The sequence below is a fragment of the Alloiococcus sp. CFN-8 genome (genome assembly GCF_049943125.1).
Lineage (GTDB): Bacteria > Bacillota > Clostridia > Clostridiales > Clostridiaceae > JAEXZL01.
Map to the genome: position 1 here is coordinate 378,643 of NZ_CP188040.1, position 15,638 is coordinate 394,280.

Consider the following 15,638-nt stretch of genomic DNA (forward strand, 5'->3'; position numbering starts at 1 on the left):
TTTTTATAGAAAAAACAACATTATCATCTTTCGCTAATAAATCTATCTATTTCCTCAGCAGTAATAGCTCTCTGCTTCTCAGGAGTTAAGGAAGCTGTGCCATCCCCCTCCTGCTCTCCATAGGAGCCAAAATAAGCGTGATTTCCCCCAGGAATTTCAATATACTCAGAATCCTTAGGGTTATTGCTCTTATTTTCTTCTATAGCATCTCTATTTAATACTTCATCCTCACTGCCATAAAGGACAAGTAATGACAAGTCTTTGTCACTTAAATCGGAAGAAGGGTATGCTCCTAAAAGTATAACCCCTTGAAGCTTATCTGGACCTTCTGCTGCATAGGAGGAAGCCATGGCTCCACCTAGAGAGTGACCCGCTATATACCAGTTATCAATTTCAGGAAACTCTTCCATAACCTCCTCTGCTGCTTTTATATCAAAAACAGCTAGGTTAAAGGGCATTTCAACTAAAACCACCATATAGCCCTTATCCGATAACTCCTTCATTAAGGGAGCATAGGCAGAAGCCTCAACCTTTCCACCAGGATAAAAAATAATGCCTGTAGAGTTCTTTTCTTCCGGAGAAAAAACATAAAGATTGTTTTCTTTATAAAACTTCGAGTTTTCTTCCTGGGAAACAACCTTCTGCGCTTCTTCATTAGCCCTGTAATAGTCTAGGGTGTAAATATAAAATCCTAATACAGCAGCAGCTATTATTACAAAAGCTATTATTAAAGTCCTTTTTATCTTCTTTGACACCTTAGCAACTCCTTCTAATCATTTATTCCATGGGAAGCTCCACAATAAACCTGGTCCCTTTATTTAATTCACTTTCTAAATATATATGTCCTTTATTCAGCTCTATTACATTTTTAACGATAGATAGACCTAAGCCACTTCCCTCAGCACCATGGCTGGTATCCTCCTGATAGAATTTTTCAAAAACCCTTCCTTGATTTTCTTCAGCTATTCCTATCCCATTGTCTTGAATAACTATCCTTATCCACTTGCTGCCGCTATCCAAACTAACAGCTATGCGTCCCTTTGGTTTTGAAAACTTTATTGCATTACTTAACAGATTAATCCATATCTGCTTTATTAAATCCTCATCTCCTAAGTAATCAACCTTCTGGAGCTCTATATCCAGCTCTAGCTCCTTTTCACTCCATTGTTCCTCAAAAAGCAGTATGGTTTTTCTTATCTGCTCATCTAAGGAAAAACTCTCTCTCTTATAAGCTATTGCTTGATTTTCTACCTGGGATAGCTTTAATATATTTGATGATAAATTTGTAAGCCTTTCACTTTCTTCAATGATAATATCCGTATAATCATTAAACTGTTCAAGGGTTAGCTTATTATTCTTTAAAAGCCTTGCAAAGCCCTGAATTGATGCAATGGGAGTCTTAAACTCATGGGAAACATTATTAATAAAATCCTTACGAAGATATTCCATATTATTCAGCTCTTTAGTCATAAGATTAAAGTTATTAATGAGAACTCCAATCTCATCGCTGCCAGAATACCTTACTCTTACAGAAAAATTACCCTTAGCTACCTCTTTAGTGGCCCTAGTAAGCCTCTGAATAGGGCTTGTAATCATTCTTACAGCAAAAAACATTAGTAGGGAACCAATAATCATAAAAGTAGAAAAGGTAAGGCTAACATAAAATTTCATGGCCTTTGCTTCAGTATTATCATCACTTTCTGTGATTATAAGGTAATAATCATCCAGCTTTGTTACAGAGGCATATTTGTGTCCGTTATTATAGGTTGTCAAAAATACAGTTTTACCCTCCAGGAGCATTTCCTTTTCCTTGGAGCTTAAATTTATCTTTTCTTCTTTAATGAAATTCAATTTATATAATACAATGCCCATAACATCATGAATTTCTTCTATGGATAATCCATGATCATTATAGAGCTTCTTCACTGATGCTGTTACTCCAGAGAGCTTTTCCTCTACCTGCTCTTCTACCAGGTCATTAGCAAAATGTGAAAGGAGAAAGAAAGTTATAAAGCATGAAAGCACTATTATCCCGATAAATACTATTGCAAACCGAACTCTTATGGAGCCCTTAAGCTCCTTATATCTCAAACTCATAGATATTTCTCCGCCTTATATCCAAGACCTCTAATAGTTATTATCTTAAACTCATGGAGATGTTCAAATTTCTCTCTAAGCCTTTTAATATGTACATCAACGGTTCTTTCATCAGCCTCGGACTCCATACCCCAGATTTCATCCATGAGCTGTTGCCGCGTAAAGATTTTTTTAGGATAACTCAATAGCTTATATAATAAATAGAATTCTTTTTTAGGCAGCTCATATGTCTCCTCTGGTGTTTTTACTGTTAATGTATCCTGATCTAGTATTATTTCTCCAATTACAAGCTTTCTCTCATTATTAATTTGAGCTCTTCTAAGAAGTGCAGCCACTCTTAAGAGCATTTCCTGCATGTTGATTGGTTTTACCATATAATCATCGGTCCCCAGCTGAAACCCTTTCTTCTTATCCTCAAAGCTTTCTTTTGCTGTAACCATAAGTATAGGCAGGGTAAACCCTGACTCTCTTAAAGAAGAAACAAGCTCATAGCCATCCATATTCTTCATCATAATATCACTAATCAACAAATCTATATGGTGCTTATCAATGATAGTCAGTGCTTCCACTCCGTTACTTGCCGTAATAACCTTATACCCCTCCTGCTCTAAATAGGCAGTCATGAGTTTTCTTAGATTCTTGTCATCTTCAACCACTAAAATCGTAAGCAACTTTTTCACCTCATAATGAACTATATTATTTCTCATATTAATTATAACTCAATTATCAGTTTAGTTTATTACTATGAATTAAAAATGAATAAACTGATTTCCAAAGCCAAGCCTTGAAAATCAGTCTATGCTAATTTAATACTTTTTCATAATAATTCTTTTCTAAAACCTTAGCTGAGTATATAAACATATTGTTAACCACCTTATTCATATCACTTATATACTCTTCTGTCACCGTTCCACCTTTAAGGCTTATGATTTCACCGGTTTTGCTATTATACATTATATCATCTGTGATAAAGCTTCTGTTATTAAATACCACCAGAGGCTTTGAATAAGAAAGAATATCCCTTCCCATTAAAAGCCTAGAATCATACTCAAGGCCAAAAAGATTTGACAATGTAGGGATTATATCTATACTAGAACAATACTTATCTACAATTATAGGCTTCTCCATACTGGTAGACCAAATAATTAGATTGCTTTTATACAGTTCGAAGTTCTCCTCAACCTTGTGACCGGCCAGTTCATCGAGATTTTCCTTGGGAAGTCCATAGGGATAATGATCTGCACTGAGTACAATCACTGTTTTATCCGCCTTACCAGCCTCCTCCAAAGAATTAATCAGATACTCTAAAGCCTTATCCAGCTCTATGTTAGCAGCGATATAGGCCTTTCCTTCTTCTGAATAAGGTAAGTCTTGAACTATCTTCTGGTTTTTATAGGACATACTGTTACCCATAAAAGTATAGTTCAAATGCCCACTTACTGTCATATAATATGCATGAAACTTTTCATCATTTATAAATTCAGGAACCGTAACCTCCATCATTTCCAGATCTGATTCAGGCCAGGTCTCCTTAATCTTCAGTCCATTTCCTACCCCTTTATAGGTATAGCCTAAATTAGGATGAGATAAATCCCTTCTATAATAATTATAGGTATGGTTATGGTATGCTCTAGTGCTATAGCCGAGATTTCTAAATTGATTCCCCATGGAAAAAGGTAAATAGTTCTTTGAGGATTCCTTCATGCTCCAAACACCACTTTTAGGGATCATCCCCAGGGTTGCCGCATACTCTCCATCGCTGGTACTTACTTCCCAAATAGGATTATAAAAATTTTTAAAAACAAAACCTTCATTTACCAGCTTATATAAGGTAGGTGTAACATCTTCTCTTACAGCATAAGGGGAAAAACCCTCTGCTGTTAGAAAAATAAGATTGTATCCCTGAAACATTCCAGTGTATTGATTTTTACCAGTTGGAAGCTGACTCTGGAAATACAGGTGCATATTCTTTACCACCTCGTCCTTTTCCTCCCTTATTAGAAGATCAAAATTTATATCTAATATATTAGGAGAGGTGTCATAGGGTGGCTCTTCTGAAACTGGAGTATCATCATCCTTCCCTTCTCCCAAAACGGGAAAATCTGTGTCTAAATCTACATCTCTATCTCCCCATAGGGTTCTTCTTAAATCTAAGGATAAGGTTGCTATATTCCCCAGCTTTTTCATAGACATTTCCATGATGAAATTATTATATATAAGATCATGGGGAGAATACATGCTTTTATCACCTATAGATACCGCTAGGACACAAACAAAAGCAATTAATGTATTTCCCAGAAACAATATACCTCCATTAATCAGTGGAATTTTTATGAAGGAAAGCTTCTTTACCCCATAAACTGCTAAAAATATAACTGGAAGAAAGAATAATATAATGTATATAATATTAGCTTTAATAGCTGAGAATATCTCTCTATAAAACTGAAGAATCTTTCCTGTTCCGTTCCCTATGGAATAAACGGATAAAAACACCTTAAATACGTAATAATAAACCTCCTGAGCTGCAAACCACAGGGAAAGTAAGGCTGTAAAGACTATGGATAATAAATGATTTACTTTTTCACTAAATAACGTTGATAGTGTTCCCACAAAACCACCGGTGGGAATGGAGAAAAGTAAAGGATATATTAAATCGCTGTCAAGCCCTTTATACACGGATACATGAAGGAGAGTCTCTAGATAAATAAGGACTACTGTGTAAAATAGTATATTTTTTAAAGGTTGTACTAAAACTATTGCTTCTTTTCTCTTTCTAATATCACGTCTTTTTTCCACATCATTACTCCTAAAAATAGTATTACGGTTATATGACCTATTTGTAAGGAAATATAAACTCTCTATATATATTTATACGTTTTTATCCAGTTAATGATTGCTATAATGAATATTTTATTATCCTTTGTAGTGCTTTATTATCCCTTGTGTACCTAAATCCCCAAAGCCTTTTTCCTCCAGCGCCTTATATATATCAAGTACTGTCCCTAATACAGGTAGCTCTTTATTAAATCTTAAGCTTTCCCCTTGAGCTATTTTCATGTCCTTAATAAAATGCTTTAAATAAAAGCCTGGGGCATAGTCTTCCTTATACATTTTAGGTCCAATATTTGTAAGCTGCCAGCTCCCTGCGGCCCCTTTACCTATGGTTTCAATAAGCCTTTCTACATCTAGTCCTGCTCCCATAGCATAGGTAATAGCCTCACAAACTCCTGCAACAGCACCGGCTATGGCAATTTGATTAGCCATTTTTGTATGCTGACCTGCCCCTGGTCCCCCCTGGTATACTATGTTATTTCCTAAGGCCTGAAAAATAGGGACACAAGCCTGAAAAGCTTCTTCCTCCCCTCCTACCATAATGGCCAGAGTTCCATTATTAGCTCCTACATCACCCCCTGATACGGGAGCATCTAAAGCTTTTAAGGCTCTATCCTTAGCCTCTTTATATATAGCTATGGAGAGCTCTGGACTTGTGGTAGTCATATCTATTAAGAAAGAACCCTTATCAGCATTTTTGATTATTCCATCCTCTCCAAAATAAACCTCCTCCACATCTTGAGGATAACCTACTATAGTTATTATCACCTCTCGTCCTTGAATACACTCGGCTATGCTATCCTTCCAAACTGCTCCTTCTGTAATTAGCTTCTCTGCCTTGCTTTTTGTTCTGGAGTATATATTCACCTCATATCCATTTTTCATGAGATTCCTAACCATTCCTGTACCCATAACACCTACTCCTATAAATGCAATCCTTTTCATCTCATCACCTACTCCTCAAAATATGACTTTTTAATTCTTACTAATACTAATATATTAACTCTATAAAAAGCAAAGGACAAGTTAAAAAGAAAAAGCCCTCTATGAGGGCTTAAAATCATCATTTCATTATAATTTATACTGCCTGCAAGTCTCTGCAGATAGTATCATAAACCTCTTGTATATCCTTACTTCCAGAAATTTCTTCTAATATTCCTTGTGCTCTGTAGTAGTCTACTAGAGGTTTTGTTGCCTTTTCATACACTTTAATTCTATCTAATACAACTTCTTTTTTATCATCGGTTCTCTGTATTAAGGCCTCACCACATACCTCACAGCTAGTTCCTAGCTTTGAAGGATTTAATGAGATATGATAGCTTGATCCACAATTTTCACAAAATCTTCTTCCAGAGATTCTAACAACCACTTCATCCTTGTCCACATTTAAAAGGAAAACTCTATCCATATTCATCTTTATTTCCTGAAGCATCTGATTTAATGCCTTAGCCTGTTGAAGATTCCTTGGAAAGCCATCTAAAATAAAACCTTTTTCACAATCTTCCTGTAAAAGTCTATCCTTTACTAATGATAGTACCAGCTCATCTGGCACTAGAGCTCCTGCTTCCATATATCCTTTAGCCTTTAACCCCAGCTCTGTTTCCTGGCTCACATTTGAACGCAAAATATCTCCAGTAGAAATATGAGGAATATTAAAATTCTTGCTTATTAGCTTTGCTTGTGTTCCTTTTCCCGCTCCTGGAGCTCCCAATAATATCATTTTCATTTATAGTACCTCCACTTTTGTGATAGCTATTTTAATATTAATATTCATAAAAACACTTAATAGTATATACCATATTATAAATTGTGTTACTCAATTTGTAAACTACTCCAAATAATATTATACAAATATTTATTTTCTCAATATATATGCTTTGATAGTTAAGTATACAAATTCTTACTATTTGTTTCTCTTCTGTTAACAATACAGCTGATTCATTGACTTATTTTCATAATAATGAAATAATATGGTTAGACTTACTTATTAATAATAATTAACTAATTTAAAATATGTAAAGGAGGATTTAAAATGAATATTAAGATAGCAGTTATTTATTACAGCAGCACCGGTACAAACTACCAATTAGCTAAATGGGCTGAAGAGGCTGCATTAGAAATGGGTGCAGAGGTAAGAGTTAGAAAGGTTCAGGAGCTTGCACCAGAGGCAGCTATAGAGTCAAATCCTGGCTGGAAAGCACATTATGAAGCTACTAAGGATGTTCCTGTTGCTTCCTCGGAGGATTTAGAATGGGCAGAAGCTATAATATTCAGCGCTCCTTCTCGTTATGGTAACCTTCCTTCACAAATGAAACAGTTTATTGATATGCAGGGCCCTCTTTGGGCACAGGGAAAGCTTGTTAATAAGGTAGTAAGTGGCATGTCTTCCGCAGGTAATCCCCACGGAGGGCAGGAAGCTACTATCAAGGCCTTGTATACTTCTATGATGCACTGGGGAGCTATAATAGCCGCTCCTGGTTATAGTAGTCCTGTACTTTATGGTGCTGGAGGTAACCCTTATGGAACTTCCGTAACTCAAGGTCAGGATGGGAAAATGGTAGAGGATGTTAAGGAAGCAGTTTATCATCAAGCTAGGAGAACCGTTGAGGTAGCTTCCTGGCTCAAAAAAGGCCAGGAAAAATAGAGAGTAATACAAATAGTAGAGCTGATGAAAAATTTAATTTTCATCAGCTTTTTTGTGCTTCTTATCTAATACTATTATTATGTATTAAATTGTAGTTAATAAATTCTATATTGCTTTTAGGATAAACTCTATCGTGATATACTATAATATAATAAAATCATATTTTAAAAGAACATCATTATAAAAGGAAAAGAAGTGATTAAATGAAGGAAACCCATAATGTAAACGAAAAAGGTATCACCAGAGAGGAGATCATCCCCTCAGCCCTTCCCTATTATTTTGTAGGTGCAGTATGGCTCTTATATGCTATGATACTACCCATGTATAAATGGTATCACTTTATAATAGTACTTCTTATATCCATTGGAGTATATATCATTTCATCAAAAGCTATTCCTCCTAAAAAAGTGAAGGTTTTTATTCCTTTTGAACCTATACTCAGTGGTGATAAAGCTGCAGATGAACTTTTAATCACCGGAAGAGGCTATGTAGGTCAGCTAGAAGAAATAGTTAAAGGTATTAATAAGGCTCAAGTTGTACAGGAAATTAACAAAATTATCAGTTATCTTCACAGAATTTTTGATCATATAGCAGAAAAACCTGAAAAAGCCAGGATGGTTAGAAGAATGGTAAATTTCTATCTTCCTTCTGTTGTAAAAATCCTAGATTCCTACGAGGATATGGAAAATCAATCTATCTCCTCTGAGAATATTTCCTCAGCTATGGGCAAAATAGAAAGGTCCCTCCCAGATATAACAAAGGCAATGGAAAAGCAATTAGATGCCTTATTTATGGATGAGGCCATGGATATATCTACAGACCTGACAGTGCTTGAAAGACTCCTTTCTGCCGATGGACTCAGAGATAAGGATAGCTTAAATAATAAAAAAAATAATAGAACAATATAAAGGAGGATTATTATGGCTGAAATTAACGAAAACAATGGAATTCCCGTATTAAAGCTGGATACTCCAGAATTCAAACTGGAGACTACCCCCACTAAGACACAGGAGGCAGTACAGGTGCAAAATGAATTAGAGGCCTTCTCTCCTGAGGAACAAAAAATAGTTAAAGAGTTTGCAAAGAAAATAGATGTAACAGATAACAACATTATTTTAAATTATGGGTCCGATGCACAAAGTAAAATTTCCTCCTTTTCAGAGCAGGCACTTTCGAAGGTTAAGGCAAAGGATTTAGGGGAAGTGGGAAATATGATTTCCGACCTTATAGTAGAGCTTCGAGGCTTTGATGCCACAGAGGAAAGCAAAGGAATCTTTGGCTTTTTCAAAAAGCAAACTAATAAGCTTACGGCTTTAAAAAGCAAATATGATACCGTTGAAGTGAATGTTGATAAGATTATCAATGTATTAGAAGGCCATCAGGTTCAGCTTTTTAAGGATGTTACAATGCTGGATCAGCTTTATGAAATGAATGTTCACAACTATAAACAGCTATCCATGTATATAGCCGCTGGTAAAATGCGCCTGGAAGAAATAAGACAAACAGACCTCAAGGAGCTCATAGATAAGGCGCAGAAGAGCGGACTACCAGAAGATGCCCAAGCAGTAAATGACATGGCTGAGCTCTGCAACCGCTTCGAAAAAAAGCTTCATGATTTAGAGCTCACAAGAACCATATCCATTCAAATGGCTCCTCAAATTCGTATGGTTCAAAACAGTGATGTTCTCATGGTGGAGAAGATACAGACTACTCTTGTGAATACTATCCCCTTATGGAAGAGCCAAATGGTGCTAGCCTTAGGCATGGCACATACTCAGCAGGCTATCAAGGCTCAAAGAGAGGTTACAGATATGACCAATGAGCTTTTAAGAAAGAATGCAGAGCTTCTTAAGACCTCAACTATAGATGCTGCTAAGGAATCGGAAAGAGCTATAGTAGACATTGAAACTCTCTCTCATACCAATGAAATGCTCATCTCAACCCTTGATGAGGTTATAACAATTCAGGATGAAGGACGTTCTAAGAGACGTGCTGCTGAAGCTGAGCTTCAGAAAATCGAAGGAGATCTTAAAAATAAGCTGTTGGAAATGAGCAAAAGAGAAGCTCCACAGCAAAGGGGCTGATATAATTGTATAACAAAAAAATAGCAATAGCTGTAATGCTTCTTATGATAGCTATTTCTATACCTTTTGGTGGGTATCGTTCTTTAAATAAGCTATATAATCAAGTTAATAGAGCTTTTTATCAGGGAGTAGATGGTGATGGCTTAGGTATTGAAAATGACTTAAATAATCGTATTGACAATTCCTATAATCTGGTTACCATTGCAAAAAAATATATTGATGCAGATAATGCTGTGATAGAAAATACCCTTGATGCTAGAGACTCTCTAGTAAACTCCAAGAGCATCTCTGATAAATACAAAGCTAATCTCAGACTCACAGAAGCTGTAGAAGAGCTGTATACAGCTTTAGGAGCTGAAGAGCTTAAGCTTACTGACCAGGATAAAAGCTATAGACGTTCCTTATACAGCAATCTAACCTCAAGGAATGATACTATAAGCCATGATGGTTATAATGACAAGGCTGCAGAGTTTAACAATATACTAGAAGGCTTCCCTGCTTCTCTTATAAGCAGGGTTGTAGGAATTAATAAAGCAGAGCTTTTTAGATAATAATATAAATTACCTAGTTATTAATTAACTGAAAGGAAGATAGATGAAAATATTTATTAAACACCTTATGTTGATTTTTGCTTCATTGTTTTTCTTTTACACCCCTGCTCATGCCATAGATGTGGTAGAGCCAATGGAGGACTTTTATGTAGCCGATTATGCCGGTGTTATAAACAGCGATACGGAAAATGCCATAATTAAAGCTAATGATGCTTTATATGCAAAAACCGGTGCACAAATAGTTGTTGTTACAATAGATTTTTTATCTGGAAGAGACATAGAGGATTATGCAAATACCCTAATTAATAAGTGGGAAATAGGCTCTTCTGAAAAGAATAATGGAGTTCTTCTACTTCTAGTTCCTGGAGACGAAAAGTACTGGATTGTACAGGGTAAAGGATTAGAAAATAAGCTGGATAGTGGACGATTAAATACCATATTGGATAATAACCTTGAAGAGGATTTTGATAACGGGAATTATGATGCAGCTGTTCAAAAAACCTTTAATGCCCTCTTTGCAGAGCTGGAGGATATTTACGGAGATGTTGATATTTCACCAGGGGCAGGAAATAATTATGATTACGACAACTATGAAGATAATAGATTCCCCTTTGGAGTCGGAATATTTGGCGGACTAATTGGCACTGTCTTTTCCTTAATCGGAGGCTTAGTTAGGACTATGGGTGGTTTATTCATTTTAATTGTTATAATTATAATCCTTTCCTCCGGTGGTGGAGGAAGAGGTGGCCGATGGAGAAGAGGTAGAAGAGGTCCCTTTGGTGGTCCCTTTGGCGGCGGCTTCGGTGGTTTTGGAGGCTTTGGTGGCTTTGGGGGAAGAGGACCTGGAGGCTTCGGAGGCGGCGGCTTTGGCGGCGGACGCTCCGGCGGTGGCTTTGGTGGTGGTGGCCGTTCTGGCGGCGGCGGAGGCTCCCGCGGTGGCGGTGCTGGCAGAAGATAGCTGTTAAATATGAGGACTATAGCCCATTGACATAAGGCTATAGTCCTTTATTCTATAAAGCTATTTCACTATAAAAGCTTCACTTTTATCTTTAATTATAGCGTCACCCAGCTCCTTTACGGAGGGAAACTCATAGCTAGCTCTTATATCAGATGAAGAATATAATTCCTCTGTGGTCTCACCGGAATAAACAAGAATTGAGGTTATACCTGCTACTTCTCCCATTTTTATATCTGTATATAGCCTGTCTCCAACCATGGCAATTTCTTCTCTCTTTAAGGAATACTTTTCAGTAATAGCTTCTATTATGGGTTCTTCTGGCTTTCCCATAATCTTAGGAGCCTGTCCTGTAGCAGCCTTAATCATTTCAATCATCGCTCCTACATCAGGCATTGTTTTATTATCTTCTAAGGGACATACTATATCCCCATGGGTAGCTATGTAAGTAGCTCCTGCCTTTATATAATCACAGGCTATCCATATCTTCTCATAGGTAAGAGTGGTATCAAAGCCTAGAACCACAAAATCAATCTCCCTATCTCTCTCCTTAACAATCTCAAAACCAGCACTTCTAAAGTCTTCTTCTAGGGTAGGAGTTCCTAAGAGAAATATCCTAGCTCCTGGCTTAATATTATTTATATAATAAATTGTTGCATCTCCCGAGGAGTAAACCATGTCCTTCCCTACCTCAATGCCTAAGCCACTGAGCTTTTTTATGTAAGCATCTTTTCCTTTAGAGGAATTGTTAGTTAAAAAAATATATCTCTTTTCCTGATTTTTTAGTATGTCAAGAAATTCTAAAGCACCAGGAATTAATCTTCCTCCTAAGTAAATTGTTCCATCCATATCAAGCAGAAAACATTTAATCTTATTTAAATTATGCATAAAGTCCAACTCCTTATTAAGCTATAGGACTATTATAGCATTTATATTACATTTTACGTACATCTGGAATATTTTATAATATGTTCATTTATTTTGGAGCTAAAGTATATTATAATATACCCATATAGGGTATATCAACATAACTAATGGGCAGAACATACTCTAATAGATAATTTTACACTGGAGGAATATTTATGGTAAATTTTCATTCTCAGCCCACCACCCATATAAACCATGTGGCATTAAAGGTTAAAGATTTGGAAAAGTCAATTGAATTTTATAAAGATATTTTGGGTTTCAAGGTTTTAAAAAGCATTGAAAATACTGTAGAGCTTACAGCAGATGGAGAACAGCCACTATTAACTCTAATCTACTCTGAATCCTATGAATTGAAGCCTAAAAGAACTACAGGCTTATACCATTTTGCACTGCTTCTACCGGAGCGTAAGGATTTAGCTAACTTCTTACTTCATATAGCTAACAAGAAATACCCTATAGGTGCTGCTGACCATCATGTGAGCGAAGCAATATATCTAGAGGATCCTGAAGGGAACGGAATAGAAATATACTCCGATAGACCCTCTTCGCAGTGGACTATAGAAAATAAATATGTTAAAATGTCCACGGATCCTTTAAATACAGAGGATTTACTTAAAGAAGCCGATGAAACATGGAAGGGACTTCCCAGTAATACTGTTATGGGGCATATTCACCTTCATGTTAATGATTTAAATAAGAGTACAGATTTTTATGTAAAAGGATTAGGCTTTGATATTGTCCTACCTTATTATAATGCTGTATTTCTCTCTAACAATGGCTATCATCATCATATAGCTATAAATACCTGGAATGGGTCATCAGCTTCAGCACCTCCCTCAAATAGCACTGGTCTTGCTTACTATGATATAACCTATGGAAGCCAGGAGCTATTAGACAGGCAACTAGCTAATCTAGAAAATATGGGATATAAGGTTACTAAAAAAGATTACTCCTATATTACAAGTGACCCAGCAGGTATCACAATAATACTATCGGTATAAACTAAAAAACAAACTGTACTACGGAAGGAGAATCCTTATGGAATTAACTTTTAAACAAAATAAAGAATTTAGATGCTCTGAATGTAAAGCAAAAATAGGCGAAAATAACGGAGCTCAGCTCGTCTTCGAAAAAGGCGTAAAGCCTACTGGAATGAGGCGTTTTCGCAGAACCCTTTCCTTTAATGCTGTGTGCCCGGAATGTGGAAAAAGTCAGACCATAAGTACTGAGCTTTAAAAGATTTGAAAAAATAGCACCCTCAGAGGGTGCTATTTTTTTAGAAGCGTACAAGACTTACGAATTCAAATATCATTACATTTTTAACATTTATTACTATTTAATGATATAATTGTATTATATTTATTAATAGGAGGATTTTTATTATGAAAGATAATAATAAAAGTAACGAAAAGAAAGTTAGATTAAACTTTTTTTCCTATGATTATTCAAAGGTAGAGGAATACCTGGGGGCCATGGCAAGGGAAGGATGGATACTAGATCATATAAAAAACTCCTCCTTGCACTTTAAAAAGACTAAGCCCAAGACAGTAAATTTTCGTCTTCTTCCCTATAATAAAAGCAAAAATAAGGCCAAGGATAAGAACTTAAACCGAAATGATTTGTCCTTACAATCAATAACAGAAGAAGGCTGGAAGCTCATTGACTCATTTAATGATACTCATGTATTTTTTAATGAAAATAATATACGTTTCCCCGGTGAGGATAAAAGCTTAACCTATAAATTAATAAAAAAAAGCACCTTATACTCTTTGGTTCCTATTATTCTTATGTGTATCTCCTTATTCTTATATACTTTAATATCTTTTATTAACTCTCCATTTATTGATGTACTAATGAATAAACCTATTTTACTCCTTTACCTCATAATATTTCCAATAATCGCCATTATATATATAACAGAGCTAGTAAAATTCATCCGTTGGCAGAACAAAAGTAATAGTTCTGAGGTAGAGGATAAGGACAGTAAAAAGGATATTATAAAAACTTTTAAATACAGACGTTTTGTAATCAGCTATTTACCTTTATTAATCCCAATTTTATCCTTATTACTTATTACAGCTGATGATATTAATAATGAAGTTAAATATCCTGTAACCCTCCCTTTAACTCTTGAAGATATAAATTTACCTGTAACAACTAACCATAGAAAAACTGCCCATAAATACGGGTCCATTTTAGTTAATAATACTGTGTATATGCACCAGTATGAAAGTCTTGTAGAATCGGAAACATCCCCATTTCAATTGGTTGGAGATTCACTAGTTTATTCAGTTTATAAAACAAAATTCCCCTCTCTTTATGATGATATTATGCAGGATATTATTCTCAAGGATCCGTTCTATAAGAAACCTTATACAAGTATAGAAACCCTTCCCTTTGGTAGTGAAGCAGCTTACTATACTGAAAATGATGAGTATAAGAGTTATGCATTATCATACCCGGACAAGGTAGTTGTATTAACCCTAAATTTTGAAATGACTGAGGAGCAAATGCATATTGTAAAGGAAAAATTCCAATAAATAAATAGCACCCCGTGGGTGCTATTTATTTATCTAGGATCATCTCATATTGTGTTACTCCACTCTCAAAGCCCATACTTATCAAAAAACCCTCCAAATATGAAGCCCCTTCCTCAATATTTAACATTGCCATTCCCTTTGAATCAGTATGGTCCTTCAGATAGCCTAATATTGCTGTGCCTATTCCCTGTCCTCTTTTCGTTTTATCCACAGCAAGCTGAGGTATATCCCCTGTTTTTGTATCTATAATTCCATAACCCACTATCTCTCCCTCTTCAATTGCTATGACTCCCTGAAAGGCTTCTTTGTAGGCTAATACAGAAGCTATAGAGTTCTGCCAGGAGGGATAAAAGTCCCAAAAGTAGGATAATGCCATCAAAGTCTCCTCTGTTATCTCCAATGTTTTTAAGTTAATTCCCTCTCTATTTTTAAAGATTATACCTTTTTCTTTATTATAGTTTAAGCAATTGAAGCTTCTAGTTACCTTAAAACCATTTTTCTTATACAGCTCAACTGCAGGAGTATTTGATTGAATAACCTCTAAAAGATAAACCTCTACCGCCTTTTCTTTTAGAAGCTCATTAACTTCTTTAAAAACCCTAGAAGTAATCCCCTTATTTCTATAGCCAGGCAGTACTGCTGTACCTAAATCATAGACAGTTTTCCTCCCCCTATATTCTCTATAACCATTAAATATAAAGCCTACAAGCTTCCCTTCTGAAAAATACCCCATAGAAAAATCTCTATTAAAGCCTCTTCTCTTAAGCATCCCCTGAAATTTCCACAAAGGGAAATCCATCTTCACCTGATAATCAGAAAAGGCCTCTACAAAGGCTTCACAGAGAACCTCTTCTGGTACACCTGTAAGTATCTTTATTTCTTCCATAGCTCTCACCTCATAATAATAAATCTATTAAACTAGTTATTTTATTTATAAATTATTTTACCATATATTGTAATAAACGACTATGATAATTATATTCTTCCTGTATAATTAACTATATGATA

16 protein-coding genes are annotated in these 15,638 nt (G+C 35.6%); 8 read left to right on the top strand and 8 right to left on the bottom strand.

The genetic code is table 11. From position 1 onward, the window contains the following. Positions 1–23 precede the first annotated feature (23 nt). The 6 genes from ACPWSR_RS01840 to ACPWSR_RS01865 form a co-directional block, all read right to left on the bottom strand. Positions 24–755, bottom strand: coding sequence for an alpha/beta fold hydrolase (locus ACPWSR_RS01840; RefSeq protein WP_426349996.1), 732 nt, complete (start codon positions 753–755; stop codon positions 24–26). A gap of 22 nt (positions 756–777) precedes the next feature. Beyond that, a complete protein-coding gene (locus tag ACPWSR_RS01845) occupies positions 778–2,097 on the bottom strand; it encodes a sensor histidine kinase (protein ID WP_426349997.1) in 1,320 nt (439 codons plus the stop codon). Continuing rightward, entirely contained in the window at positions 2,094–2,768 is a 675-nt protein-coding gene (locus tag ACPWSR_RS01850) for a response regulator transcription factor (protein WP_426351340.1), read from the bottom strand. Before ACPWSR_RS01850 ends, ACPWSR_RS01845 begins: the two co-directional genes overlap by 4 nt. A 130-nt stretch (positions 2,769–2,898) precedes the next feature. Next, the gene (locus ACPWSR_RS01855) at positions 2,899–4,893 is read right to left on the bottom strand and encodes an LTA synthase family protein (protein ID WP_426349998.1); all 1,995 of its coding nucleotides are present in this window, start codon (positions 4,891–4,893) and stop codon (positions 2,899–2,901) included. A 117-nt stretch (positions 4,894–5,010) separates the two neighbouring features. Further along, complete coding sequence (locus ACPWSR_RS01860; protein ID WP_426349999.1) at positions 5,011–5,874, bottom strand: NAD(P)-dependent oxidoreductase; 864 nt, start codon at positions 5,872–5,874, stop codon at positions 5,011–5,013. A gap of 133 nt (positions 5,875–6,007) precedes the next feature. After that, the gene (locus tag ACPWSR_RS01865; protein ID WP_426350000.1) at positions 6,008–6,655 is read right to left on the bottom strand and encodes an adenylate kinase; all 648 of its coding nucleotides are present in this window, start codon (positions 6,653–6,655) and stop codon (positions 6,008–6,010) included. Positions 6,656–6,961: 306 nt separating this feature from the next. Between ACPWSR_RS01865 and wrbA the strand changes: the two genes are divergently transcribed. From wrbA to ACPWSR_RS01890, 5 genes are all read left to right on the top strand, one after another. Then, positions 6,962–7,573 (top strand): NAD(P)H:quinone oxidoreductase, encoded by a 612-nt coding sequence (gene wrbA / locus ACPWSR_RS01870; protein WP_426350001.1) that lies wholly within the window; start codon positions 6,962–6,964, stop codon positions 7,571–7,573. A 203-nt stretch (positions 7,574–7,776) separates the two neighbouring features. After that, positions 7,777–8,481, top strand: a complete 705-nt coding sequence (locus ACPWSR_RS01875; RefSeq protein WP_426350002.1) for a 5-bromo-4-chloroindolyl phosphate hydrolysis family protein — start codon at positions 7,777–7,779, stop codon at positions 8,479–8,481. A gap of 12 nt (positions 8,482–8,493) precedes the next feature. Beyond that, positions 8,494–9,657 carry a toxic anion resistance protein gene (locus ACPWSR_RS01880; RefSeq protein WP_426350003.1) on the top strand — a complete coding sequence of 388 codons (1,164 nt, stop codon included), beginning with the start codon at positions 8,494–8,496 and terminating at the stop codon, positions 9,655–9,657. Positions 9,658–9,662: 5 nt separating this feature from the next. Then, on the top strand, positions 9,663–10,208 hold the full coding sequence (locus ACPWSR_RS01885) for a LemA family protein (protein WP_426350004.1): 546 nt from the start codon (positions 9,663–9,665) through the stop codon (positions 10,206–10,208). Between the two features lie 43 nt (positions 10,209–10,251). After that, a complete protein-coding gene (locus ACPWSR_RS01890) occupies positions 10,252–11,166 on the top strand; it encodes a TPM domain-containing protein (protein WP_426350005.1) in 915 nt (304 codons plus the stop codon). A 60-nt stretch (positions 11,167–11,226) separates the two neighbouring features. On the opposite strand, the gene ACPWSR_RS01895 is transcribed toward ACPWSR_RS01890, so the two are convergent. Next, the gene (locus tag ACPWSR_RS01895; RefSeq protein WP_426350006.1) at positions 11,227–12,051 is read right to left on the bottom strand and encodes an HAD-IIA family hydrolase; all 825 of its coding nucleotides are present in this window, start codon (positions 12,049–12,051) and stop codon (positions 11,227–11,229) included. A 194-nt stretch (positions 12,052–12,245) separates the two neighbouring features. Between ACPWSR_RS01895 and ACPWSR_RS01900 the strand changes: the two genes are divergently transcribed. The 3 genes from ACPWSR_RS01900 (at position 12,246) to ACPWSR_RS01910 (ending at position 14,630) form a co-directional block, all read left to right on the top strand. Continuing rightward, positions 12,246–13,091, top strand: a complete 846-nt coding sequence (locus tag ACPWSR_RS01900; RefSeq protein ID WP_426350007.1) for a VOC family protein — start codon at positions 12,246–12,248, stop codon at positions 13,089–13,091. Between the two features lie 37 nt (positions 13,092–13,128). Beyond that, a complete protein-coding gene (locus tag ACPWSR_RS01905; protein WP_426350008.1) occupies positions 13,129–13,326 on the top strand; it encodes a hypothetical protein in 198 nt (65 codons plus the stop codon). 146 nt (positions 13,327–13,472) lie between these two features. Then, the gene (locus tag ACPWSR_RS01910) at positions 13,473–14,630 is read left to right on the top strand and encodes a DUF2812 domain-containing protein (protein ID WP_426350009.1); all 1,158 of its coding nucleotides are present in this window, start codon (positions 13,473–13,475) and stop codon (positions 14,628–14,630) included. 25 nt (positions 14,631–14,655) lie between these two features. On the opposite strand, the gene ACPWSR_RS01915 is transcribed toward ACPWSR_RS01910, so the two are convergent. Continuing rightward, positions 14,656–15,516: a GNAT family N-acetyltransferase gene (locus tag ACPWSR_RS01915; RefSeq protein ID WP_426350010.1), complete on the bottom strand. Its 861-nt coding sequence runs from the start codon at positions 15,514–15,516 to the stop codon at positions 14,656–14,658. Positions 15,517–15,638 lie beyond the last annotated feature (122 nt).

What these genes read in the sequence shown, in the direction of transcription:
- wrbA (WP_426350001.1), top strand. Translation starts at nt 6,962, where the DNA reads ATGAATATTAAGATAGCAGTTATTTATTACAGCAGCACCGGTACAAAC.
- ACPWSR_RS01895 (WP_426350006.1), bottom strand. Translation starts at nt 12,051, where the DNA reads ATGCATAATTTAAATAAGATTAAATGTTTTCTGCTTGATATGGATGGA.
- ACPWSR_RS01900 (WP_426350007.1), top strand. Translation starts at nt 12,246, where the DNA reads ATGGTAAATTTTCATTCTCAGCCCACCACCCATATAAACCATGTGGCA.
- ACPWSR_RS01890 (WP_426350005.1), top strand. Translation starts at nt 10,252, where the DNA reads ATGAAAATATTTATTAAACACCTTATGTTGATTTTTGCTTCATTGTTT.
- ACPWSR_RS01880 (WP_426350003.1), top strand. Translation starts at nt 8,494, where the DNA reads ATGGCTGAAATTAACGAAAACAATGGAATTCCCGTATTAAAGCTGGAT.
- ACPWSR_RS01910 (WP_426350009.1), top strand. Translation starts at nt 13,473, where the DNA reads ATGAAAGATAATAATAAAAGTAACGAAAAGAAAGTTAGATTAAACTTT.
- ACPWSR_RS01865 (WP_426350000.1), bottom strand. Translation starts at nt 6,655, where the DNA reads ATGAAAATGATATTATTGGGAGCTCCAGGAGCGGGAAAAGGAACACAA.
- ACPWSR_RS01905 (WP_426350008.1), top strand. Translation starts at nt 13,129, where the DNA reads ATGGAATTAACTTTTAAACAAAATAAAGAATTTAGATGCTCTGAATGT.
- ACPWSR_RS01845 (WP_426349997.1), bottom strand. Translation starts at nt 2,097, where the DNA reads ATGAGTTTGAGATATAAGGAGCTTAAGGGCTCCATAAGAGTTCGGTTT.
- ACPWSR_RS01860 (WP_426349999.1), bottom strand. Translation starts at nt 5,874, where the DNA reads ATGAAAAGGATTGCATTTATAGGAGTAGGTGTTATGGGTACAGGAATG.
- ACPWSR_RS01915 (WP_426350010.1), bottom strand. Translation starts at nt 15,516, where the DNA reads ATGGAAGAAATAAAGATACTTACAGGTGTACCAGAAGAGGTTCTCTGT.
- ACPWSR_RS01875 (WP_426350002.1), top strand. Translation starts at nt 7,777, where the DNA reads ATGAAGGAAACCCATAATGTAAACGAAAAAGGTATCACCAGAGAGGAG.